Below are 24014 nucleotides of genomic sequence, written 5' to 3' on the forward strand. Positions count from 1 at the left end.
ACATAAAAAACCCCACAGCGATGTTAGCTTGGGGTTTTCATGAAAACGTAAAGATATTAAGACGTAACAACTGTGCTAATCCAAACGGTTATTGCTTAAAAGCGCGTTTTAAACTTCTTTGGCGCTTGGTTTTGTAGCTCTTGCATCTGTTTTTGCATCTCTTCGGTGCTCGGCATATTGTTTGGATCCAGTCCCATCTGCTTTGCCATCTGCGCGGGATTCACATCTTTGGCACCGCTTTGCTGACCGCCGCCAAATAACGGACCGCCGCCACCAGCACCGCCGCCCATCAAGCCTTGCATCGACTTCATCATTTTACTGATACCTTCAGGCTTAGAAATCATTTTCATCATTTTTGCCATTTGCTTGTGCTGCTTGAGCAAACGGTTGACGTCTTGAATCTCACGTCCTGAACCTGCGGCAATACGGCGCTTGCGGCTTGGGTTAATCTTATCGGGATTCTTACGCTCAAACGGCGTCATTGAATTAATCAAGGCTTCCATTTCACGTACTTTTTCTTCAGGCTTAGCGTCTTGCACGGCTTTTTGCATATCAGAGCCGCCCATACCCGGCATTTTATCTAAAAAACCTGCCATGCCGCCCATGCTTTTCATTTGCTGAAACTGGGTCAATAGATCCTCAAGGTCGAAGTCGCCGCCCTTTTGCATCTTTTTCGCCATTTTTTCCGCTTTATCACGGTCGATTTTTTGCTCGACTTCTTCGACCAAACTTAAGACGTCACCCATACCAAGGATACGCTGAGCGATACGCTCAGGGTGGAATAGCTCGAGGGCGTCGAGTTTTTCACCGCGACCTAAAAACTTAATCGGTTTACCAGTAATGGCGCGCACAGACAATGCTGCACCGCCGCGCGCATCACCGTCGGTCTTGGTTAAGATAACACCCGTCAATGGCAGCGCATCGTTAAAGGCTTTGGCGGTATTGGCGGCATCTTGCCCAGTCATCGCATCGACGACAAACAAGGTTTCAGATGGATTGACCGCCGCAGTCAACGCCTTGATTTCAGCCATCATGGTCTCATCGATAGCCAGACGACCAGCCGTATCAATAATCAAAATATCTTGATATTGGATTTTAGCTTCTTCGATAGCGCGACGGGCGATATCAATCGGATTTTCATCAACTGTTGAATTGACGAACTTGGCATTGACTTGTCCTGCTACTTGCTCAAGCTGTTTAATAGCTGCTGGGCGGTAGACGTCAGCAGAGACCAACATCACCTTTTTCTTATGTCGCTCTTGTAAAAACTTCGCCAATTTACCAGCGGTGGTGGTTTTACCCGCCCCCTGCAAACCAGCGAGCAGATAAACAACCGGCGGTTTACCCGTCATCTCAAGTTGCTGATTGGCACTGCCCATCATTTCGGTCAGCTCGTCATGGACAATTTTGACAAAGGCTTGTCCTGGCGCCAACTCTTTGAGCACTTCTGCGCCAAGCGCTTGCTCTTTGACACGTTTGACAAAATCACGCGTTACCGGTAGCGCAACGTCAGCTTCTAATAGCGCCATGCGCACTTCGCGCAGCGTGTCTTTGATATTATCTTCGGTCAACTGCCCAGTACCGGCGATATTACGCAGGCTCGATGATAAGCGTTCGGTTAAGGTATCAAACATAAATAACTCTCAATTAAAATAATTCTTAGTGAAAACAATCTTTGATAAAAGCAATTCTTAGTAAAAACACTATGACAACAATACGTCGTCAAATTTGGTTCAGCGTTGCTTGCTGATTTACATGATTTGGCTATGCTACAGACGATTAAAAAGTAGCATATTATCAATACTATAGCATTAAGAGGCCATAAAGCTTATAGTCGTTTTGCAAATGGCATTTTTCTAATAAGCGCTGCTGTGCTACAAGCGCTATAATCAATCCGTAAGATGGCGCTCAATTGCTTGCCATTTTATGATAAATTGGAGAATTATTCTAATCATTCTGATAATACCATTTTAGCATTCAATTGAGCGGCGTTTGTGCGCTCATCATGAGATGAGGTTCTTTATCTTGCAACTTGCATTTTTACTGGCTGGCATGGTTTATATTTTGGTCAGCATCTACATCGGCTGGGCGCTGATTCACGATAAACCTATCCACAAGGGCGTGAGCTTAGGTTTATTGGTTGTCGGCATGCTCGCACATGCCGCACTACTCTATCCACATGTGGTCACGCTTTATGGGCTAAATTTCAACTTATTTAATACCATTAGCCTGATCAGTTTATTTTTCTTATTTTTCTACGTTATTTTTAGCTTATACCGCCCTATTGTCAGTCTTGGTATTTTAGCAGCGCCGACCGCTTTAGCCGGGATGATAGTTGGTTATATCGGCCGCGCGCCTTATCGTCCGATTACGGACATCAGTGTCGGGTTAGAGACGCATATCCTACTATCACTTGCTGCTTATTGTGTGCTGCTGATGGCAGCGCTGCAAGCGCTATTTTTGCGCTTACAAATACGCGAGCTCAAACACCAGTCGATTCATCGCTTTTGGGTCAATAAACTGCCGTCCTTGCAGAGCATGGAAAGTTTATTGTTCGATATGCTATTGGTCGGCTTTGTGTTGCTCAGTATCGCGCTAGGCATTGGTTTTGTTTATGTAGAAGATTTATTGGCACAGCACCTTGCTCATAAAACGGTCTTTAGCGTGTTATCTTGGCTGTTATTTGGCGCATTATTATTGGGTAATTGGCGCGCAGGATGGCGTGGTAAACGCGCTGCCAATATGACCATTTATGCCTTTATCCTATTAGCAATTGGCTTTGTCGGTAGCAAGTTCGTATTAGAGATGCTGTTGTAAATCCAGTGCTGTAATAGTGGTAATGTGATTAAAAAAAGGCCGCCAGTATTAAATACCAATACTGGCGGCCTTTTTTTGCGCGCTTATTTTGGTTTAACACCGTCTTAAAAAAAGCTAATTAAAAACCACAGTTTTATTACCTGCCACAATCACGCGGTTTTGTACATGCCAATTCACTGCGCGCGCTAAGACATTACGCTCGATATCACGGCCAATAGCACGCAGTTCGGCCACTCCTTGACGGTGAGTGACACGATGGACGTCTTGCTCAATGATAGGCCCTTGATCTAGCTCGGCTGTCACATAATGCGCGGTCGCACCGATAAGCTTGACGCCTTTTTCATAAGCCTGACGATAAGGATCAGCACCGACAAACGCAGGTAAAAATGAATGGTGAATATTGATGACTTGCATTGGCCAACGCTTGACAAAATCAGACGATAATATCTGCATATAACGCGCCAATACCAGCAAGTCATTGCCTGCCATCAAGATATGAATCTGCTCTTCCGCTTCAGCCTTGTTATCCTTGGTGACTGGCACATAATGGAAAGTGATGCCAAAGTTTTCTACCGCTTGGCGCAAATCCTCATGATTACTAACGACACAGGTAATCTCGCAATCGAGCAAGCCGCGCTGATGCCGCCACAGTAAATCTAACAAGGCATGATCGAACTTTGATACTAAGATGCCAACCTTGGTTTTAATCGCATTATTATGTAAGCGCCACGCCATATTATGGCGCTTGGCCACCGTATGCCCAAAGCTGGCTTCAAAGTTATCCATAATCTCGCTCAAGCCTGCTAATGCAAACTCCAAACGCATAAAGTACTGCCCGCCTTCATACGCGGTTGAATACTGATCGAGGGTGATAATATTGCCGCCATAACGGTGTATAAACTCAGATACGGCCTGCACGATACCGGCTTGATCGCGGCATTTAATCAATAGCGTCGCGGTATCAATAGCAGCCGCAACTGGTGAGTTTTGAGAATTTTTGTTCGACTTTATGCTTGCTGTAGCAGTCGTGGTATTGTCTGACATAGTGCGCCCAATTAAAAATGAAACATGCTGCTTATTTTGAATATGCATAGCAGCATAGGAAACTGACTATTCTAATCGCTTTTGCAAAACTTTGCTGATTGAGTTGCTTGTATTTGGTTATTGAGATTATGAATACAAAAACCCCCAACGCGGGGTTGGGGGTTATAAAATGCTAATCTTCTGAATAAGGTTTATAAACCATTATTCAACTTTAATTACTTTATTAAATCCAATTCCATTGTTACGAACATTAATCACAGAACCTAAATCAAATGCTTGATTGAAGTCAACAATATAAATCGTATTGTTGCTACTTGAATTCGGTAATGAATTAACCCCATCGATTGAAACAGAATAGTTTGGCTGATAAGGCGATAGTCTAACTGTTGTATTACCACGTGGATAAGCATTAGTAGAGTTAGCATCAACACTAACACTCATATTATTTACACAAGTAGCTCCACCCGTACCGAATGGGCTTGCATTATCTATCCAAGGCGTGATTAAACTGGTTCCGCTTATTGACAAATCATTTACCTCACTAGGCAGTTGATAGTTAATACTCTGTGTATTTTCACTACCATTAACGAAGGTTGATGCATCAAAGCGCACCTTTACCCAATTTGAATAGCGTAATGGGTAACGAATCTCAAAATCAGCTCGCCCTTCGTCATCAGTAATAAACGTATAACCATCCTCTGAAACAGTACCACCAATAATTGCAACTGGATTAATTGGATCTAGCTGTTTATTACCAATAACAATATTACCATTAGCATCAACATTTTTGTCAATATCTTCGTCTTGATCTAACGTATAGTTATAGTTTAGATCTTCCGTGGTAATCCATCCAGACTGCAAGAAAATAGGCGATTTTTCAGAGAATACTTTAGGCTCAGGTGTCGTAGTAATATCCTGACCATTCTCATCCTTTTCTTTGATATCAGCCGCTTGATAGGTCACAGTGCTGTCTAACAAACAGACTCTACCTTGAGCATACTGTGTAGCATAAGACTTAATTGAAACTTCTTGATTCGGGACAGCACGACCTGAACCATCCATGACAGAAATTGAACCACGAACAGTATAGTAAATATCATCAGAAGATAACTTATTGGCAAATGCTAAAGTGGTATATACCGCATCCTCAGATACCGTAATATTAGTAGTTTTGGTGCCAATACTGGATGGATCATTGAGCAGGCGTGCATTGATAACCACACCACCGATAGGAGAGCTGGCATTGGCTTTATAGACCACACGCGCCTCACCTTTACTATCAGTGATAGCAGTTGCCGCAGACAAGCGCCCTGCTGACGAGTCTGATGCACGGCCAAAGACCACGGTTTGACCTTCGACTGGGACATCGTTTTTATCTTTTACCGTGGCCACAATTTCAGTACTACTGCCTGGAGTAATAACAGACTTCACCGCTTGGAATAGCATTTTAGCAGGTGTTGTAGCACGGAAACGTGTATCAACTGTCGTTTGGTAACGAGGCTGACCATTGACATTTTCACCGAGAACTGTTGCTTGCAATACAGCGGTACCAGCAAGATTAGATTTTAACCATACTTTCACGGTAATGATATTGCCCTGAATATCAGTTGCCTTAATAGGCTTAGTTACAATAACCTTATCAGTGAACTTATCTAAATAGTTAGGAATCAAGCTACCAATAGTCGTTTGCACTTCAACTTCTTTACCGACAAGAGTTGCTGCCTGTTCTGCACTATCAGCACGAATTTGAACGTTAATTAATTGTGGCTCATCGACATTATAAACGTTTTCAATATTAATAAAGCTGATGCCCGCTTGAGAAATCTTAACCAGCTCAACACTATTTAAACTACGTTGAGTATTGATGCTATTTTCACCCAAAGCGCGAGCAAATACACGTAAGTTACCATTATTATCGAAGAATAAATCACTTTCACGGACATTAAAACTGGCATTACCATCTGTATCGGTAGTCGCATTAGCGCTAGTAGCAATAACATCACCGTTCGCGTCGACCAACTCCATACTAGCATTGGCAATAGCACGCCCTGCACCATCCACCAAGGTGGTCGTAATAGTAGTAGAAGCGCCATCTTTTAGATTGGCTTCTGTAGCTGCAATAGTAATCTCTGTACCGATAGCTGATAAGCTTAATGACTTCTCTTCACGCACTTGCATGCTGACTTTGCCATCTGCATCGTATTGTGGTGTAACGATTTTAGCATTAATCACTACGCTATGATTTAGACGCGAATTGATAGAGTTGGCTGCTAAGATGACGCCGACATCGATCTGACCATTAGCATCAGTGGTTACCATACTTGGTGTGGTTAACGCCGCACCACTGGCCTCTAAGTTTTCAATACTTAGCTGTACAGGTACTCCTGCCAAGATACCGCCTTTGCTGTCGGTCACACGGAAGGTAGCATTGGTCTGATCACCACCAGTATTCAACGTAGACTTATCAGAGGAGGCTATGAGCTGATAGCTATCAATCGTAGCAGTATCTACTGCAACGATATAGGTCTGTGGTAGCTCGACACCCTCTGCAGTTGTCGTGGTAGCTGTCAGCTTGATACCTGCTTCTAAGATGGCTTGGTTGACGTTAGCACCGTCTGTAAGTGTTAGGTCAAAGGTTGCTAAACCATCACCATTGGTCATAGCGTTATTACTACTAACCGTCACGCCAGTTTTGATAGGGTTATCAACATTCAAACGCACTTCACGATTGGCAATACTTCCCTTTTTATTCTCTACACGCACAAATACTTTAAATGTATCGCCCTTCGTATTAACGACTTTATTAGCGCCAATCGTTATATTTTCTTGCGTACCACTTGCATCTGGGGCCATCGTCTCGACGATGCTGGTTTTCGTGGCAATATTATTATTCTCATCGGTTGCTGAAAATACAACTTTAAAGTTGCTGCCGATGAGTTTTTTCTGCTCATCAGTTAGACCAGATGGCACAGCAAGTGTAAAGCTAGCTCTCCCCGACTCATTGGTAGTTTGCGTGCCACTAGTGACTAAGCTAACCCCTTGAGCCGCAATGGCAGCGGGGAGTGCTAAGTAAACTGTCTTGCCTGCAATGACATTGTCTTTACTGTCTTTGGCTATCACCTCAACTTGAGTCTCACCACCGTTTAGATTCAGTTTTTTCGGTGTGATAGCTATCAAGTCAATCGCGGCTTTAGTCGACTGTATATTGAACTGGATTTCTTGTTTCTTACCTGTCAATGTCTCAGTCAAAGTAGCTGTTAGCTTTTGGTTTTTTAGAGCAGATTTTTGCTCTGGGGTTAAGTTACTCGGTACAGTAACGGTGAAACCTGCTGTGCCTGTAGCGTTGGTACTTACAATACTGCTAGCTGAGCCTAATTTACCGTTCACGTTCAATAATGCCGCCAGTTCTTTATTTGCAAATTCTAACTGGATAGGCTGCCCACCGATACTAATGTTGGTGTTTCGAGTACTCAGTGCTGCATTAACCACAACCGTATCGCCTTCGCCATTCAATGTATAGAAAGGACGATTATTGATAAGATTTGGTGGATTTAGTACTGTCAAATCAACCACTGGGGTTAAGATATCTACTTTGGTTATAGCAGAAGTATAAGTTTCGCCTTTTTCGACATACGACAGCTGGTAATTAATACCAGTAGATTTAAGCTCGGTACGCTCTTTTGCTGTCAGCCCTTCTGGGATAGTAACTATAAACGTCGTCTCACCACTAAAGTCAGTAGTTGCTGACTGTGCATTGACAGTAACACCGTAATCGAGTGCAGCTTTACCTAACTGGATAGCAACTGTCTGTCCTTTAACTGGCGTTTGCTTACCTTTATCCAATAGCTTGATACTTATAGTACCGCTACCGCCAAGCTCACTAATTGAAGGCGTAAGAATAGAAGCAAACTCTAAACTCGTTGCTGGCTGTACCACTTTGACAACTGCATCTGTAATTTTAGCGACTGTGCCATCATCATCCGTTAAAGTAACATTGTATTTAATACCTGATGTAATTAGTGCTGTACGTTGTACTGGTGTTAAATCTTGACTAAGGTTAACAGTAAATACTGCATTGCCAGCTTCATTGGTTGTTTGCTCATTTCCTTGGATACTGACGCCTGCGACATCACTGATCTCAAGCTTAACTTTTTGCCCTACTGCAACATTACCATTAGGACGTTTAGCAAATACTTGAATAGTAAACTGCTTGTCTGTGACAGTCACCACTTTAGGAGAGCTAATCGAAGTAAGTTTAATATCACTTTTGGCTAACTCTGAACTGATTTTTATAGCTGAACTACTGATACTACTACTTGCACCTGAGGCTTCAACAGCTTTGGCAGTTAACACAAAACCCTTTTGTGCCTCTAGCTTATCTTTCTGTGATTTAGCCAAACCTGCAGGAACACTAACTTTATAACTGACTACGCCTTGAGCATTGGTCGTTTGGGTCGCAGTACTATCTAGAGTCAGTAAGCCAGAATCAATTAGAGCTTTCGGTAGCATTGCTGTGACGCTTTGGTTAGCAATAACCCCGCCATTTTTATCATTCACACGGAAGCTAATGACTGCACTACCACCTGAACTTGATAATTGAACTTTATCACTGCTACCAAAATTAATTTGATACTGTGCAGCAGGGATAACCACAGAGGCATTATAATTACTGGCAGTGACACCATCATTGTCAGTTAAGGTTGCAGTATAAGTAACGCCTGACTTTACTAGTGCTTCACGTTGGGCTTGGGTTAAATCTGGGCTTATATCTACGATAAATGTCACATTACCTGATGAATCAGTCTTTTTCTCATCGTCTTTAACAGTAATACCCGTCATCTGAGTAAGCTTTAGCTTGACGACTTTATCAGCTGCTGCACTACCATCTTTGCGTTTACCTGATACTTGAATCGTGAACTGGTCTTTTAAAATATTAACGACTTTAGGATTGGTCTCTGATGTTAAGACCGTTAAGCTTTTCTGTATTTTATTACTGACGTTAATAGGCGTACTATTAGCACTAGTAGTAGCTCCTGATGCCTCAGTCAGCTTAGCACTCAAGATAAATCCACTGGCTTTTTCTAATGCTGATTTCTGTGTAGGTGATAGCCCAGTCGGAATACGAACGGTATAGTTCACGATACCTTTATCATTTGTTGTCTGATTAGCAGCAGTATCTAAGGTCAACAATCCTGCATCCACTAAAGCTTTTGGCAGGCTTACCGAGACTTTCTGATTGGCTATAACGCCACCGTCTTTATCATTAACTCGGAAACTAATGACAGTACTGCCACCTGAGCTTGAGAGCTCTGCATTGCTGCTGCTACCAAAATTGATTTTGTATGCAGCACTAGGCACAGATGCTTTAATACTATAATTTTCAGTGGCAACCCCATCTTCATCAGTCAATGCAACAGTATAGGCAATACCTGTTTTTTCAAATGCCTTACGTTGTTCTAGAGTCAATGCTTGGTCTATATTTACGGTGAACACAGCATTACCAGCACTGTTAGTGACTTGTTCACCACCTTCGATACTAATGCCTTTGACATTGTTAATTGCAAGCTTCACAGGCTTACCTGTAGCAGCACTACCATTCGGACGCTTAGCAGATACTTGAATCGTAAACTGGTCTTTTAAAACGTTTACGATGCTAGGAGTGGTTTTTGCAGTCAGGATGGTTTGACTTCTACTAGGGTCTGCAGTCACAGGAATACGATTACTGCTTGTATTGATACTTGCACCTGAGGCTTCTACCAAACGGGCATTTAGGACGAACCCACCTGCTTTTTCAAGTTCTGCTCTTTGTGTAGGAGATAGCCCTGCAGGAATACGAACCGTATAACTGACATTACCTTGAGCATCAGTTGCTTGGTTTGCTGCACTTTCAAGCGTTATCAGCCCTTTTTGAGTCAAACTACTTGGTAAGCTTGCTGTTACAGTTTGGTTGGCTATTACGCCGCCATTTTTATCATTAACGCGGAAACTTAAAGTGGTTACACCGCCTGTACTCAACAGCTTATCAGTACTACTGCTGCCAAAGTTTAGCTTATATTCAGCCACTGGAATGATAACTGGTGCCTTATACTTATTCGTAGCCACGCCATCTTCATCAGTCAAAGTCACGGTATAAGGAATACCAGACTTCACCAAATCTTGACGTTGCTTTTCTGTCAAATCTTGGCTTAAGTTGACGGTAAATACTGCGTTGCCTGATGCATCTGTCGTTTGCTGGCTGCCTTGAATACTCACGCCTGTGACATTACTAATAGCCAACTTAACTTCTTTGCCAGCTGCAGCACTACCATCCGGGCGCTTACCTGCAACTTGAATTTGGAATTGATTTTTTAGGATGTTTACAGCGCTAGGAATGTTTTTTACATTTAGAATCGTTTCACTTTCAGCAGTTACTTTGATACGTTCACTATTGATACTACTACTAGCTCCTGAAGCTTCAGTAACTTTAGCGGTTAAAACAAAGCCACCGATACTCTCTAACTTTGTTCTTTGAGCGGCTGTCAAACTTGCTGGCACACTCACACTGTAATTCACCATGCCTTTACCATCAGTTACTTGAGTAGCAGCACTATCTAAGTTTAAGAGTCCAGTTTTAATTAGATCCTGAGGCAAGCTGGCAGTGACTTTTTGATTGGCAATTGCTCCGCCATCTTTATCATTGACACGGAAACTGATAATAGCTTCACTACCGAAACTAGAGATTCTACTTTTATTTTTCGTCGCAAACTTTATTTGATACTGAGATTCAGGGATATACGCTTCGTTGCCATATGTATCCATCGTGACTGCACGGTTTGGCTCTGATAAAACCACCGTATAGCTGACGCCTTTTTCTACAATTTCTTTGCGCTGAGCTGCAGTAAGCGTAGGCGCTACAATTAAACTAACAACTGCACTTCCTGTTGCATCAAATGTAAAACTCTCTGTACTAAGCTTAACACCAGTAACTGCATTGTTAAGCTTGATTGTGCCTTTTGCCCCATTAATAACGGTTGGCACTTTAGAGTTTTTAGCCGTTGCTGTGATAGTTAGCGGCTTCTCATCTCCATAGGCATTAAGCACTACGTCCCTACCTTTCACATCTAAGACATAATCAGAGACAGGCAGGGCTACAGTTAAAGTATCTGTTTCTTGCTTGGTGGCGCCATTCTGCTCTTGGATACTGATTGCATATGCAACACCTTCACCTTTCAACAGTGCATCACGCTCAGCTTTCGAAAGATTTTCATCTATTTTAATGCTAAAAGTTGCAATACCATCCGCATTTGTGACTTTACTACTGCCACCTACGATAGAGATGCCTTTTATATTATCAATACCCAGCCCAACTTTAACATCCTGAACGCGGGCACCCTTGCTGTTCTTAGCAATGACGGTCAATTGAGCGCTGTCACCATAAGGGTTTAGAGCGTTATTAGAGACTGAGCTTGTTTTCAATGAAGAGGTAATATCAAGCTTGCTTTCCGTAACTTGTGTGCCATCACCACTGCCTTTTTTACTGACAGAAACCTTTAATTCCTGCGGTGCGACTGCAGTGCCATCTGCTTTGTTAGCAGTCGCCACTAGAGTAAAACCATTGGCTATCAGCTCATCTTTATCAGCAACTGCTTGCGGATTGAGCTTTAATGCATATACCGCATTCCCGTCATCGTCCGTAGTTTGGGTGCTCTGACCTTCAATAGTGATACCGTTATTTTCAGAGTCCACTACTTTTAGAGTCACGGCTTTACCAACCATCGCTCCACCAGATACTTTTTCAACAGCTTTAACTGTAACACTAAAAGCTGCTTGATCATCAGACAACTCAATAATAGTAGGCGCTGTGCTCAGTTTTTGGATAAAGAAGTCAGGCTCAATCTCTGGTGTTTGCTCGCCACCGCCATTATTGTTGCCACCACCGTTATTACCACCAGTACCGGGCTGCACTCCTAAATCAGGTGTAGGAGCAATGACATCTGTGCCATCCCCGCCACCACAACCTGCCAATGCTAATGCACAGGTTAAAGAAGTGAGCTGAAATAACTTGGAAGTCAGTGGTAATGAGCTATAGGACATTTTAAAACTCCGTGATGGCAATCATCTATTTAAGTAAAGATACACACACTTACAATAAGAGCAGTTGTATTAACAGATTGTATTAAATATATAACCGCAACTTTACTGACTTTTGTTATAACTTACAACTAAAAAATGCATCTTTACTATTAAATAATCAATCACATAGCGTGTGCAATTCAGGGTATAATAGCTATCGTTTAAAGCAGCTATTATTATAAAAATATTTGAGTATTCATTAGTTTTATGGTATAAATGTCGGCTTTAAAATTTTCTGAATTGGTTTGCCTGTTATTTGCCTTTAGATGACAGTAATATCAGCTCAACCTTCATAATAGTTTTGTTTGGTGCAAAGCTGCCGCTTGCTGTGTCCATGCCGCAAAAACGTGCAACTTGCCCAGACTGGTATGAGAATCCCTCATACCTCATAGATTAGGAGTTCGCCATGTCTAGAGTTTGCCAAGTGACTGGAAAGCGCCCTATGGTGGGTAATAATGTTTCGCACGCAAACAACAAAACCCGTCGTCGCTTTCTACCAAACCTTCATAACCATCGTTTTTGGGTAGAGTCTGAAAATCGTTTTGTACGTCTACGTGTGTCTACCAAAGGTATGCGCATCATTGACAAACTTGGTATCGACAAAGTGTTAGCGGATCTACGCGCACAAGGTCAAAAAGTATAAGTTAAGAGAAGCAGCTTGAGCGGTCGATAATTTTCACCTTCCAAGCTGCTTTTTAGCTACTTTCTTTGTAGCAACTGAACTTTTTGTATTCGTACCTATCGTTTGAAGACCCCTCATTTACAGGAAAGCTATCATGAGAGATAAAATTAAATTAGTATCAACTGCTGGTACTGGGTATTACTACACCACTACCAAAAACAAGCGCACTATGCCTGGCAAAATGGAAATCAAAAAGTTTGATCCAAAAGTACGCCAGCACGTAATCTTTAAAGAAGCAAAAATCAAATAGTTTATTATTAAATTATTTGAACAAAAAAAGGGTTTATCAAATGATAAACCCTTTTTTATTGCCAGTTTTTGACCCAACAACCATTTCAACCATACACTATTTTAACCAGCTATTATATTTCGTTCTTACAGATTTATAAGCTATAAATTTAGAGGCTATCAGCCTGATTAGCTTTAGCTATAGTGAGTGGGTTCTTTGTCATAGACATGGGCATGCCACTGGCTCATCTGTTTTTGCATAATGACCTGAATCGCAGCATGAATCATATGCTGACCAATCGCTTGGGTATCGCTGCCTAATATTTCTTTCAGCTTATCAGAAAAATCGATGGTCATCAGCGGCGCTTCTTCTTCCTCGGCATCACGTAGCAGCAATTTGCCATCCGCTGCTTCAACCAACTCAAGCGTGGTTTCTTTAGCAAATCCAGCGAATTGATCGCGACTATCGTTATCTACTTCTATTTCATTATCAATATCGTATGGCATCTATTTTTTCCTTATTATCCCGCTTTATGTCTGTAAAAAGGCGCTGACTTCGTTTATAAAATCTTAGTTTTACAGATATTCGGGCAAAACTATCTTACTTATACAATGGACGCTTTGCGCCGACAATTCAAGGCCTGACGCGTAAGTCTTTTGCATAAATGCTCTTTAATACTACTTATCAAGCTTATGAACGAGCTAAATCGCTATTAACGCCAATAGCGTAATTTCGCTAAGGTAAATAAGAAAGCGACAAACATCCCCAGATAATACATTTGCTTGAGCTCGAGCGACGGGTCGCGATATTTGAACGGTAAGGCTACGGTAGCGGTGGCGGTCGGGATAATGAGCAACATAAGCAGCCAATTTTCAAAGACATGTAGCCAGCCTTGCAGTCCGGTACCATGGCGCAGGTAGGATAAGCCTAAGAGCAAACAGGCGATAATCAGCAAAATAAACAAACTGTTTGGAAGGTCTTTTGGGAAAATGATATCGGTGATTTTCTTAGAGGAAGTAGCCATACTAGCAAGTGTCCAGTCGCATCATAAAGCGCGACTTATTAAAAAGTAGAAATCGATGAATGCCATAAAGACAAAGTTTTAAAAGATAACCATGTTAAAGCGCTAACATCAGCCAATTATTAGCTATAAGTGCCCATTAACCAAAGCATGGCTATACAAGAGGTTAAATAGCCCAAGCTAATGGCATTCCAGCTTGCGATATGTAAACCTTTGAGCTTATTTAAAACGCGCGAACCAAGCCAAAAAAATAGCGGAATACCAATCATAAAGGCTGGCACTATCACTGCTGCATGACGCAGCACTTCTCCGACATCATCGCCAATCAGCAGGCGAAAACCATAACCAGCGAGGCTAAGCACCAAGGCAAAAGCTGCCATGCCTATAGTGAGACCCTTAGGTACTAAGCTTGGGGCTTGTTTTTCTTTTATAGGCTCAGGCGATACTGACGAGTTAATGGGCTTTTGCGTGTTCATATTTCACCTTTATATGGCTTATCGAGTCCATTGTTATAACCTTAACACTCTTACCAATAGTTATAAATGGGGATTAATAACCATTTGCCAAGGCTAATTCGGCGCGCATAGCGTCGATGGCAGATTTATAATCTTCTTGATTAAAAATAGCGGAACCGGCGACGAACATATCAGCGCCTGCTTCGGCAATCGCGCGAATATTGCTGGCTTTGATGCCGCCATCTACTTCTAGTCTAATATCGCGACCACTGGTAATAATACGTTGACGAACTTGGCGAACTTTATCTAAGGTACCCTCAATAAACGATTGACCACCATATCCAGGGTTAACGCTCATCAGTAAGATTTGGTCAACCTTGTCCATCACATAATCTAAATAATGCAGCGGTGTTGCAGGATTTAACACCAAACCGCATTCAGCACCGCCATCTTTAATCAGCTGCAAAGAGCGGTCAATATGGGCGCTGGCTTCTGGGTGGAAGGTGATAATACTCGCACCCGCCTCTAGAAATTGCTCGATCATACTATCGACTGGCGATACCATAAGATGGACATCAATCGGCGCCTCGATACCATAGTCACGCAGCGCCTGACATATCATGCTACCAAAGGTTAGGTTAGGCACATAGTGATTGTCCATAACATCAAAATGGATGACATCAGCGCCCGCCTCCAATACCTTTTCGACCTCCTCACCAAGTCTGGCAAAGTCAGCTGATAAAATAGAAGGCGCGATAAGATAAGGTTTGGCTGGGCTAGTCATAGTTGAGCTACCTATTTGGGTTGGTATAAACGTTTAATAAAAAAGCTTTTAATCACTAGGATTGGTATTTAGATACTACATTTAGACGATTCTTTTAAATAAGGCGTTTTAAAAAAAGCGTTAGCGCGGTTTATATTGGGTTTTACAATACGCACGACCGACATCAAAAGGACGCTTTGCTTGGTGCTTGGTCGCACGGCTAGTAACGCGCTGACGCCATAAGCGGAAAGACGATGGCTTTAACTCTTGGCGCATCAGCTTAATGACTGCGGTCTCATTTAGAGCGTAGCTGTGCTCTATCGCTTCAAACGGCGTACGGTCTTCCCACGCCATCTCTATCACCCGCGATAATTGCACGGCATCAAGCGCATGAATAGCATCTGTATTAGCTGGCTTTGCTTTGCTAGTTTTTGATTTGATATTTTCTTTTTGAACAACACCAACTCGCTGCTTATTTTTTAAAGTTGCCATCATATTAGCCATATCTGCTTGCATGGCCGCCAACGATAATTGAGCCGTCTGCTGTCGGTTAGCCAGATTTGTCTTCGATGGCGCTGTTAGCTTATTCATCATAAAACTTACCTTTAAAAAAGTTTTGCCTATTGGCAAGCACGCTCAATTTTGCACCAATCTGTTTTGTACCAATCTATTTTATAATAATAAAGGCGCTTGGTTAAATAATCAGCGTAACCGTCTGTCAAGTTATATGACAGACGATACGCTCAGCTATTAGACGGCTATTACTTGTAGACAGATATTATTGGACAGGCTTAACCCATTTGCGCCATACGCCAGTGGTGTTCGATGTGGTCATTAATCACTGTTTGAATAAAATAATAGCTATGGTCATGACCGGCCTGATAGCGTAATGTTAATGGCTGCTTGGCCTTTTCACACGCTGCTTGCAGCTTAGGCGTTTGCAGCTGACCTTCTGCCAAAAAATTATCAGCCGCGCCTTGGTCGACCAAAATACTGGCGTACTGCTGGCCGACTTCTACAATCATCTGTGAGGCGTCAGCTTGCGCCCATAGCGACTTATCATCGCCGAAGTACTCTGTATAAGCGGCCTGCCCCCATGCCGACTCACTGGCGGCACAAACAGGCGATAAGGCGGAGACACTGACAAACTTACTTGGGAACTTAAAGCCCAATAGTAACGCTCCATGACCGCCCATCGAGTGGCCTGTGATGCCGATACTATCAATCGGAAACTCTGAGCGTAGTAAATCGTATAATTCATCAACGATATAGCTTTGCATATTAAAGTGTTCTACCCAGGGTGCTTGCGTGGCATCGACATAGTAGCTTGCGCCCTGCCCGACAAAATAACGCTCATCGTTTGCGACATCGTGCGCGTCATGACTTCTAGGAGAAGTATCAGGCGCAATAAATATCATGCCAAGCTCGCTACATTTTTGTTGAAAATGCGCTTTATGGGTGACGTTATCGGCATTACAGGTCAAACCCGAGAGATATAAAACAGCCGGACAACGGCGCCCAGCCAGCGCTTCATCTGGCAGATAAATACTAAAGGTCATCGGCGTTTTGGTCGCGGTGGACTCATGACAATAATAATGCTGCTCGCCATCGAAGCAGCGATTGACGCTGATTTGCTCAATCTTTGAGTTGGTAGACAAACTGTGTTTATAAGAATTATTCATAAGTGACATCCTTTTTATCCAAGATGAAATAAGCGCTAAGTGACAACTGCCCATCCTTACTATTAGCAAGCAAACTGTTAACGACAAGTAATTAAGTAAAGTCAGTTAAAGGCAGTCACTCACTCAAGTAGCATTTTAAAAATTCAAAAAGCGCGCCTTAGTAGCGACATAAATCTCATTTATCAGCAGGCCTTAGTCACTTTCAGGCAGATTAACGATTGCGTTTGCCGTATCAGGAGCTTGAGTAACCTTAACAGAATTCGGCTGATTAGTCATATTGGCGAGCGCTGGACGGGTTTTAGTAAACAACACTTGCTCAAATGCTGGCAGCGCGGTTTCCATTAAGCTACCAATGACCATCTGCGGCTCTGATGGCTCAAAACCCATATAAAGCTCACGTTCTTGCACGCGGTAAGCGGCATCTTTAAACGCATCAGAAAAACTGGTGTTTTCGCGCAAACTTTCGGCAAAGAAAGCCTGTCCAAAGTAAGTCATCTCAGCACTATTGGTGCAGCCAAATGACATTTTATCAGCGGCGGAGGCGGTAATAATTACCGTTGTTGGTGATGCCAATTCATCGATAAATGAGCCTGAATAGCACGCCGACACCACAATCACTCGCCAGCGGATACCGGACGCATCTAACACTTCACGCAGCCACGTGGCATCTAAATTATCCATCGCTAATGGTGGATTTGCCAGTTGAATAACATTCTCATCACCATGTGACGATAGGGTAAGAAATAATACATCTTCATCAGCATTCATTTGCTGACCGATGGTTTTTAACCCGCGCAAAATACTGGTTTTTGTCGCAATTGGCTCATCTAGCCACGTATAGTTATTATTAATCAATGCCAGCGAATGGCCACTGGTACCAAAGCGCACGTCAAACAATTCACGCACTTTATTAATCTCAGAACGAAAGACGTTTTGGTCTGAGAATCCTGCCACGCCCATAAAATACCAGTCACTTTTACCGGGTATACTCGGGTCGATACGGTCTAAAGCTTGCTGCAATAATCGCGGTTGCTCGTACAAAGCCGCTTCTTCTAGTACTGGCTCAACAGGAATCTGCTTAAATATCGGCTGGTCGGCGACGTTGCGCTGCCAAATGGTCAATAATGCCACTGCTCCTACTAAGACAATGATTCTCTCCCACCAAGAAATGCGCAGGCGGCGGAAAAATATCCATAATAAAGCGAGGGTTTGCCATAAAAACAGCACTAAAAATAAAATAGGTAAAAAAGAATAACTCCAACTTGGCAACCACCCATAGCTGCCAAAAAACTGGACGAGGCTTTGCAATAACGCTGATAGCGTATCGGCAACCAGCCATAGAATGACAGGGACAAAAACCAGCGCTTGGTTACCAGCGCGGCGGGCTAAAATAATGCCACTGAGCAAAATAATCATCGGCCAAATTAAATAGCTGACCAATCCTTGCTCATTAAAGACGCTACCATTTGCGGCGGCTAACCACGAGAATAGGACATTACTACCCAGTGCCAATATGGCGAATACCGCAAACTGGATAAAGGTGGGTTTTACCCAAGAGAACGCCCGCGTCGACCCGACCAGCATCCACAAGGTGGCAATAATATTGGCCGCGAAATTGAGCGAGAAGCGCTGAAGCGATACGGTTTTTAATGACGCAAGTGACAAAGACTTAGACCTCTAGCCAGTCGAGAGAAATAACGCCAATTTATTATTATTTGACGATAAAATAGGATTGAAAAGCGAGAAATCTAACTTAATATTTTAGCTCGCTAATCTATCGCGATTGTAACGGATTGTCGCTCAAGAGGATAAGGCTGATTTGTAAAAACTGCCGAAAAATTACTCTAAACGTTGATTGACAATCCATTAAAAAAGGAGGCCTTAAAATCAAGACCTCCTTTTATTAAGCAGCAATTATTATCGCATCAATAGCTCATTGACGCGTTTTAGATAAGCGGCTGGATCTTCTAGTTGACCGCCATCGGCAAGTAACGCTTGGTCAAAAATGACCTGCGCCAGCTTGTCAAAATTGTCGTCAGACTGCTCGCTACTCTCTAACTTTTTAATCAGTGGATGGTCAGGATTGACCTCAAGCGTTGGTTTGCTTTCTGGTACATCTTGACCCATTTGCTTCAGCATCTGAATCATTTGCGGTGACAGCTCACCTTCACCAATGACTAGACACGCTGGACTATCAACCAAACGCGTTGAGACTTTAACGTCTTTTGCGCGCGCGCCAAGTGCTGTTTTTAGCTTATCAACGACAGGCTTCATGGTCTCTTGCGCTTTTTCAGCTTCAGCTTTTTCGGCTTCGTCCTGCAAGTCGCCTAAATCAACCGCACCCTTAGCAATATTTTGTAGCGGCGTGCCATCAAATTGGGTCAAGAAGTTCATCGCCCATTCATCAACACGGCTGGTCATCAAGATAACTTCGATGCCTTTTTTCTTAAACAGCTCAAGCTGCGGACTGTTTTTAGCAGCTGCTAAATTATCTGCCGTCAGATAGTAGATGGCTTTTTGACCGTCAATCATACGACCTTTATAGTCTTCAAAGCTGGTCTCAACCTTGTCATTGGTGCTGGTGGCATAACGCAGCAATTTGGCGATGCGCTCTTGGTTGCCCATATCCTCGCCAAGGCCTTCTTTAATGACATCGCCAAATTCGCTATAGAATTGGGCAAATTTTTCTTGTTTATCGCTATCTTCGCTGTTAGCAAGGCTCGCTAGCAAGGTCAAAATACGGCGCGCGTTACCATCTCGGATAGATTTAACATCGCGCGATTCTTGCAAGATTTCGCGGCTGACGTTAAGCGGCAGATCCGCTGAATCAATGACCCCTTTCACAAAACGCAAATACATCGGCAGCAATTGCTCAGCATCGTCCATAATAAAGACGCGCTTCACATAAAGCTTTAAGCCGTGCTGCTGCTCACGCGTGTATAAATCCATCGGCGCTTTTTTCGGAATATATAAAAGCTGGGTATACTGAACGCGACCTTCAACGCGGTTGTGTGTCCATGTTAGCGGCGCATCCATGTCATAAGTGATGTTTTTATAAAAATCGACATACTCATCATCTTCAACCTCAGATGCTGAGCGGGTCCAAAGCGCACTGGCTTTGTTAATGGTTTCCCACTCGTCGGTCAAGACCATCTGACCGCCTGCTGGCGCGTCACTGTCGTCGCCCTCTTCTTTCACATCTTCTTGCCAGACTTCTTTACGCATCTGAATCGGCAAGCTAATATGGTCTGAGTACTTATTGACCAAACGCTTGATTTTGCCGCGGTCTAGATAATTATCTTCGCCTTCGCTGTACTCTTCTTTTAGATGCAAAGTAATGCTGGTACCGCGCGTCTCTTTGGTAATTGGCTCAACGGTAAAGCTACCGGTGCCGTCTGAAACCCAGCGTACACCTTTATCGGCAGGCTCGCCCGCTTTTCGTGACTCAACGCTAATGGTATCAGCCACGATAAATCCAGAGTAAAAACCAACCCCAAATTGACCAATTAATTGTCCATCTTGCTTTTGCGATTCAGACAATTTGTCGAGGAAAGCCTTAGTACCAGATTTGGCAATCGTTCCTAAGTTTTCGATGGCGTCGGCTTCATTCATACCGATGCCGTTATCGATAAAGGTAATGGTTTTGGCATCTTCATCGACAGCGATACGAATCTTTAACTCGCCGTCATCTTCATAAAGACTGTCGTCATTGGTCGCTTCAAAGCGCAATTTGTCGCAAGCGTCCGATGCGTTCGAAACCAATTCACGCACAAAAATATCGGCATTAGAATAAAGCGAATGCGTCACCAAATGCAGCAGCTGCGCCACTTCTGCTTCAAAACTGTGTTTTTTTAATTCTGGGCTGTCTTTATTAATATTGATGTCATTAGCGTTTTTATTATCCGCTTGGGTCTGCTCACTCATAAAAACTCCTATTATTGATACCAAAAATGCTGTTACCAGCACGCATAAATCACAAATTTTCAAATACTAGCAGTTTAGCCAATTTGATTACCCAATCTAATTACTAAATTTGATTAGCAAGAAGGCGCTGTAAATACTGCTAGGCTGCCTAATCAGATAGGGGCACGGGTAAAAATTTCAAGATCAAATAGGCTAAACTAAGCTAAAAAAATAATTAAGCATAAAAAAACCGCCCCAGTTTCCTAAGGCGGTGTTTTTATATAAATATAGAGCAGCTAAATTCTATCGTTTTTATTTTCTACAGAGATTATAAACAGCTAGGTAAATGACGAGCAGGATCATTCTCACGTGCTGCCATAGCGTCTTCAACGCTCATGCCAAGTGCTTTGGCAACGCCTGCGCCATAAGCTGGATCACACCAGTTACAGTTACGGATATGGCGATATTTAATAAAATCAAGCGCATCACCCATCGCGCGAGCGGTATTATCAAACAACACTTGCTTTTGCTCATCGTTCATTAGGTTAAACAGTGCGCGTGGCTGGCTAAAATAATCACTATCGTCTTCACGGAAATCGTAGTGCTCCGCGTAACCATCAATCTTTAAAGCTGGCTCAGCGTACTGCGGCTGGTCTTGCCATTGCTCAAAGCTGTTTGGCGTATAGTGTGGACGGCCACCGTAGTTATCATCGACACGCATTTGACCGTCGCGCTGGTTACTGGTCACCGGACAACGAGGTTTGTTGACTGGGATCTGCTTGTGATTGACACCAACGCGATAACGCTGAGCATCGGCGTAGCTAAAGAGACGCGCTTGTAGCATACGGTCTGGTGAGGCACTAATGCCAGTTACAAGATTGTTCGGCGCAAAAGCCGCCTGCTCGACGTCTAAGAAATAATTGTCTGAGTTTTTATTAAGCTCAATCTCGCCAACTTCAATCAGCGGATAATCCCCTTTTGGCCATACCTTGGTCAAATCAAACGGATGATAAGGCACTTTATCGGCATCGGTTTCTGGCATGATTTGCACGTACATTTTCCACTTTGGAAAATCGCCATTGTCGATGGCACGGAGCAAATCTTCTTGATGGCTTTCACGATTCGAGGCGATGATTTCAGCGGCTTCGGCATCGGTTAAGTTTTTGATACCTTGCTGAGTACGGAAATGAAACTTGACCCAAAAACGCTCATTGGCGCTATTGATAAAGCTATACGTATGCGAGCCAAAGCCGTGCATATGTCTATAAGACGCCGGAATACCGCGGTCGCTCATGGTAATAGTAACTTGGTGCAAAGACTCTGGCAATAACGTCCAAAAATCCCAGTTATTGGTCGCCGAACGCATATTGGTACGTGGGTCACGCTTGACCGCTTTGTTTAAATCTGGAAATTTACGCGGGTCACGGACGAAAAATACCGGCGTATTATTGCCGACCAAATCCCAAATGCCTTGCTCGGTATAGAATTTTAGGGCAAAACCGCGAATATCACGCTCAGCATCAGCAGCGCCGCGCTCACCTGCGACTGTACTAAAACGCGCAAACATCTCCGTTTGCTTACCCACTTCGCTAAAAATATCAGCACGCGTATATTGAGTAATGTCATTAGTGACGGTAAAAGTACCAAACGCGCCCGAACCTTTGGCGTGCATACGGCGCTCTGGAATAACCTCGCGGTTTAAATCAGCGAGCTTTTCGTTAAGCCATAAGTCCTCTGCAAGTAGAGGACCGCGTTTACCAGCGGTTTTGCTATTTTCATTATCAACCACTGGCGCGCCATTACTCATGGTCAACGGCGTCATATCGTAAGGGCATTTTTTATCGTTCATATCGTTCATGGCCATATTCCTTTAGTTATCGTTGTTGCAAGGATAAAGTGAAAGGTAACCTTCACTATCAAAACCCATCATAGCAGTTTTGAATCACCTTGCCTCGTTGTGGTATTCCATTACAACCGATTTTCAATTATTTGTATAATAAATTAATCACATACTTTTGATTTGTTTTATATAACTATTAACCATTTTCTTATCAACTAAATGCTAACTTAGGACGATAATTTGCTGAAGCAATCCTGTTCAGTTTACTTTTGTGACTATCCAACACATAAAGCTATCGCGCTTTAACGCGGCATCGGGCGGATAGTTAAGATTTGCTCACTGCGACCAAACGGCCCGTGCACATCATGCAGCACGGCACTGGTCAGCCCAATACCGTCATCGCCATATTGTTGCACCGCTTCGATGCCAAGCCAGCGCCCTTTTGGCGCGCGATGCATATGGATTTGTAAGTCGGTATTGGGGAACATCCATTGTAATTCTGATAAGCCGAGTCCCAAGCGTGGCACGACGCCATTGGCGGTATCGACCATCCCCATTAGATGTACCAAATCGTCAGTCGTTTCGCCTTCTACCATCTCGACATCATTGGTAATCCATACCATACCACGTCCAGCACGGCGGTCGGGCTCAGCAACCAAGCGAACGCTTTCGATAAAACCACCCGGCCAGCCTTTCATACCATCCCAAACAGGCAAATCCTCAGGCTGATGCAGCGCTTTTTGGTCTTCAAGTCCGGCAATCTCGCTGGTATCTTGGGTCAGCAGTCGCCAAGCGCGCGCGATAATGGCATCACGGCCACGACTGCTCATGACCGCCTCGATTAGCTCAATCGTTCTACCCGGACGGATACAACGCGTGGTAACGGTAAACTCATCAAGCGGTATCAAGCCTAAAATATCCAGGCTGATACGAGCAATACGCATATTTGCTTGCGGCGTATAGCCTTCAAGCTCGGCGGTCAGCAGTCCAGTCGCTGGTGCCATATGCTGCTCGTGTTCATTCCAAGCGCCTTGTGCATGTTTGGTTGGCTGATAATGGGCAACGCTAACCCCACCTTCTAGCTGTTCGCGTTTGATAAAATGATAATAAGCTGGCATGAACATCCTTAATCTAATCTTCTTTATTAATGCTGTATTCTCGACCACTTTAATAGGTTGGTCTTTCATAATAACGGTTATATTTAATTTACCTTTAGCATTTACTTGGTAAGCTGTTGTTTTCTCATCATGAGCATGGTGCGACTTTTGGCCATTATAAATAGAAAAAACGCCATGACAGCGATAAGCGCGCCATATAAGACACTATAATCTTTCATAAATTGCGCAGTGTTCAGCACTAGCATGACAATCAGCACAACGATGGTAAACAGATTAATTTTTAACTGCTTATTAATCTCAGCAAGCGTCGCTTCTGCTAACACAAAGCCTTTTTTCTGCTTATTCATG

17 protein-coding genes are annotated in these 24014 nt (G+C 43.3%); 3 read left to right on the plus strand and 14 right to left on the minus strand.

Annotated features, from left to right (window positions below; all coding sequences use genetic code 11):
• Window positions 1-95 precede the first annotated feature (95 nt).
• Complete coding sequence (ffh, locus tag ACPEGP_RS06470) at window positions 96-1634, minus strand: signal recognition particle protein (RefSeq protein WP_423812947.1); 1539 nt, start codon at window positions 1632-1634, stop codon at window positions 96-98.
• A gap of 376 nt (window positions 1635-2010) precedes the next feature.
• Between ffh and ACPEGP_RS06475 the strand changes: the two genes are divergently transcribed.
• Window positions 2011-2817, plus strand: a complete 807-nt coding sequence (locus ACPEGP_RS06475) for a cytochrome C assembly family protein (RefSeq protein ID WP_423814256.1) — start codon at window positions 2011-2013, stop codon at window positions 2815-2817.
• Window positions 2818-2931: 114 nt separating this feature from the next.
• On the opposite strand, the gene purU is transcribed toward ACPEGP_RS06475, so the two are convergent.
• Both purU and ACPEGP_RS06485 read right to left on the minus strand, forming a co-directional pair.
• Entirely contained in the window at window positions 2932-3861 is a 930-nt protein-coding gene (gene purU, locus ACPEGP_RS06480; protein ID WP_423812948.1) for a formyltetrahydrofolate deformylase, read from the minus strand.
• 201 nt (window positions 3862-4062) lie between these two features.
• Window positions 4063-11934 carry a hypothetical protein gene (locus ACPEGP_RS06485; RefSeq protein WP_423812949.1) on the minus strand — a complete coding sequence of 2624 codons (7872 nt, stop codon included), beginning with the start codon at window positions 11932-11934 and terminating at the stop codon, window positions 4063-4065.
• Between the two features lie 445 nt (window positions 11935-12379).
• On the opposite strand from ACPEGP_RS06485, the gene rpmB reads away from it, so the two are divergent.
• Both rpmB and rpmG read left to right on the plus strand, forming a co-directional pair.
• A complete protein-coding gene (gene rpmB, locus ACPEGP_RS06490) occupies window positions 12380-12616 on the plus strand; it encodes a 50S ribosomal protein L28 (protein ID WP_057761372.1) in 237 nt (78 codons plus the stop codon).
• A 133-nt stretch (window positions 12617-12749) separates the two neighbouring features.
• Window positions 12750-12905 carry a 50S ribosomal protein L33 gene (gene rpmG / locus ACPEGP_RS06495; RefSeq protein WP_010201403.1) on the plus strand — a complete coding sequence of 52 codons (156 nt, stop codon included), beginning with the start codon at window positions 12750-12752 and terminating at the stop codon, window positions 12903-12905.
• A gap of 173 nt (window positions 12906-13078) precedes the next feature.
• On the opposite strand, the gene ACPEGP_RS06500 is transcribed toward rpmG, so the two are convergent.
• From ACPEGP_RS06500 to ACPEGP_RS06550, 11 genes are all read right to left on the minus strand, one after another.
• Window positions 13079-13390 (minus strand): hypothetical protein, encoded by a 312-nt coding sequence (locus ACPEGP_RS06500; protein ID WP_068403843.1) that lies wholly within the window; start codon window positions 13388-13390, stop codon window positions 13079-13081.
• Between the two features lie 206 nt (window positions 13391-13596).
• The gene (locus ACPEGP_RS06505) at window positions 13597-13908 is read right to left on the minus strand and encodes a hypothetical protein (protein WP_068403841.1); all 312 of its coding nucleotides are present in this window, start codon (window positions 13906-13908) and stop codon (window positions 13597-13599) included.
• Between the two features lie 119 nt (window positions 13909-14027).
• Complete coding sequence (locus ACPEGP_RS06510) at window positions 14028-14381, minus strand: hypothetical protein (protein WP_191691054.1); 354 nt, start codon at window positions 14379-14381, stop codon at window positions 14028-14030.
• Between the two features lie 73 nt (window positions 14382-14454).
• Window positions 14455-15144 (minus strand): ribulose-phosphate 3-epimerase, encoded by a 690-nt coding sequence (gene rpe / locus ACPEGP_RS06515; RefSeq protein ID WP_191691052.1) that lies wholly within the window; start codon window positions 15142-15144, stop codon window positions 14455-14457.
• Window positions 15145-15264: 120 nt separating this feature from the next.
• Complete coding sequence (locus ACPEGP_RS06520; protein WP_333613097.1) at window positions 15265-15519, minus strand: TIGR03643 family protein; 255 nt, start codon at window positions 15517-15519, stop codon at window positions 15265-15267.
• A gap of 395 nt (window positions 15520-15914) precedes the next feature.
• The gene (gene fghA, locus ACPEGP_RS06525) at window positions 15915-16805 is read right to left on the minus strand and encodes an S-formylglutathione hydrolase (RefSeq protein ID WP_423812950.1); all 891 of its coding nucleotides are present in this window, start codon (window positions 16803-16805) and stop codon (window positions 15915-15917) included.
• Window positions 16806-16997: 192 nt separating this feature from the next.
• On the minus strand, window positions 16998-18470 hold the full coding sequence (locus tag ACPEGP_RS06530) for a C13 family peptidase (protein ID WP_423812951.1): 1473 nt from the start codon (window positions 18468-18470) through the stop codon (window positions 16998-17000).
• A 252-nt stretch (window positions 18471-18722) separates the two neighbouring features.
• Window positions 18723-20729 (minus strand): molecular chaperone HtpG, encoded by a 2007-nt coding sequence (gene htpG, locus ACPEGP_RS06535; RefSeq protein ID WP_223808486.1) that lies wholly within the window; start codon window positions 20727-20729, stop codon window positions 18723-18725.
• Between the two features lie 307 nt (window positions 20730-21036).
• Window positions 21037-22557, minus strand: coding sequence for a catalase (locus ACPEGP_RS06540; RefSeq protein ID WP_423814257.1), 1521 nt, complete (start codon window positions 22555-22557; stop codon window positions 21037-21039).
• A gap of 293 nt (window positions 22558-22850) precedes the next feature.
• On the minus strand, window positions 22851-23666 hold the full coding sequence (locus ACPEGP_RS06545; protein ID WP_423812952.1) for a thioesterase family protein: 816 nt from the start codon (window positions 23664-23666) through the stop codon (window positions 22851-22853).
• 101 nt (window positions 23667-23767) lie between these two features.
• Window positions 23768-24013 (minus strand): hypothetical protein, encoded by a 246-nt coding sequence (locus ACPEGP_RS06550; protein ID WP_191691046.1) that lies wholly within the window; start codon window positions 24011-24013, stop codon window positions 23768-23770.
• Between the last annotated feature and the right edge of the window lies 1 nt (window position 24014).

The sequence above is a fragment of the Psychrobacter sp. 219-2-C genome, from assembly GCF_049560815.1.
In the GTDB taxonomy this organism is placed as follows: domain Bacteria; phylum Pseudomonadota; class Gammaproteobacteria; order Pseudomonadales; family Moraxellaceae; genus Psychrobacter; species Psychrobacter faecalis.

Excerpts from the sequence above, each read along its gene's own strand:
- ffh (WP_423812947.1), bottom strand. The coding sequence starts at position 1,634 with ATGTTTGATACCTTAACCGAACGCTTATCATCGAGCCTGCGTAATATC.
- ACPEGP_RS06475 (WP_423814256.1), top strand. The coding sequence starts at position 2,011 with ATGAGGTTCTTTATCTTGCAACTTGCATTTTTACTGGCTGGCATGGTT.
- purU (WP_423812948.1), bottom strand. The coding sequence starts at position 3,861 with ATGTCAGACAATACCACGACTGCTACAGCAAGCATAAAGTCGAACAAA.
- ACPEGP_RS06485 (WP_423812949.1), bottom strand. The coding sequence starts at position 11,934 with ATGTCCTATAGCTCATTACCACTGACTTCCAAGTTATTTCAGCTCACT.
- rpmB (WP_057761372.1), top strand. The coding sequence starts at position 12,380 with ATGTCTAGAGTTTGCCAAGTGACTGGAAAGCGCCCTATGGTGGGTAAT.
- rpmG (WP_010201403.1), top strand. The coding sequence starts at position 12,750 with ATGAGAGATAAAATTAAATTAGTATCAACTGCTGGTACTGGGTATTAC.
- ACPEGP_RS06500 (WP_068403843.1), bottom strand. The coding sequence starts at position 13,390 with ATGCCATACGATATTGATAATGAAATAGAAGTAGATAACGATAGTCGC.
- ACPEGP_RS06505 (WP_068403841.1), bottom strand. The coding sequence starts at position 13,908 with ATGGCTACTTCCTCTAAGAAAATCACCGATATCATTTTCCCAAAAGAC.
- ACPEGP_RS06510 (WP_191691054.1), bottom strand. The coding sequence starts at position 14,381 with ATGAACACGCAAAAGCCCATTAACTCGTCAGTATCGCCTGAGCCTATA.
- rpe (WP_191691052.1), bottom strand. The coding sequence starts at position 15,144 with ATGACTAGCCCAGCCAAACCTTATCTTATCGCGCCTTCTATTTTATCA.
- fghA (WP_423812950.1), bottom strand. The coding sequence starts at position 16,805 with ATGAATAATTCTTATAAACACAGTTTGTCTACCAACTCAAAGATTGAG.
- htpG (WP_223808486.1), bottom strand. The coding sequence starts at position 20,729 with ATGAGTGAGCAGACCCAAGCGGATAATAAAAACGCTAATGACATCAAT.
- ACPEGP_RS06540 (WP_423814257.1), bottom strand. The coding sequence starts at position 22,557 with ATGAACGATAAAAAATGCCCTTACGATATGACGCCGTTGACCATGAGT.
- ACPEGP_RS06545 (WP_423812952.1), bottom strand. The coding sequence starts at position 23,666 with ATGCCAGCTTATTATCATTTTATCAAACGCGAACAGCTAGAAGGTGGG.
- ACPEGP_RS06550 (WP_191691046.1), bottom strand. The coding sequence starts at position 24,013 with ATGAATAAGCAGAAAAAAGGCTTTGTGTTAGCAGAAGCGACGCTTGCT.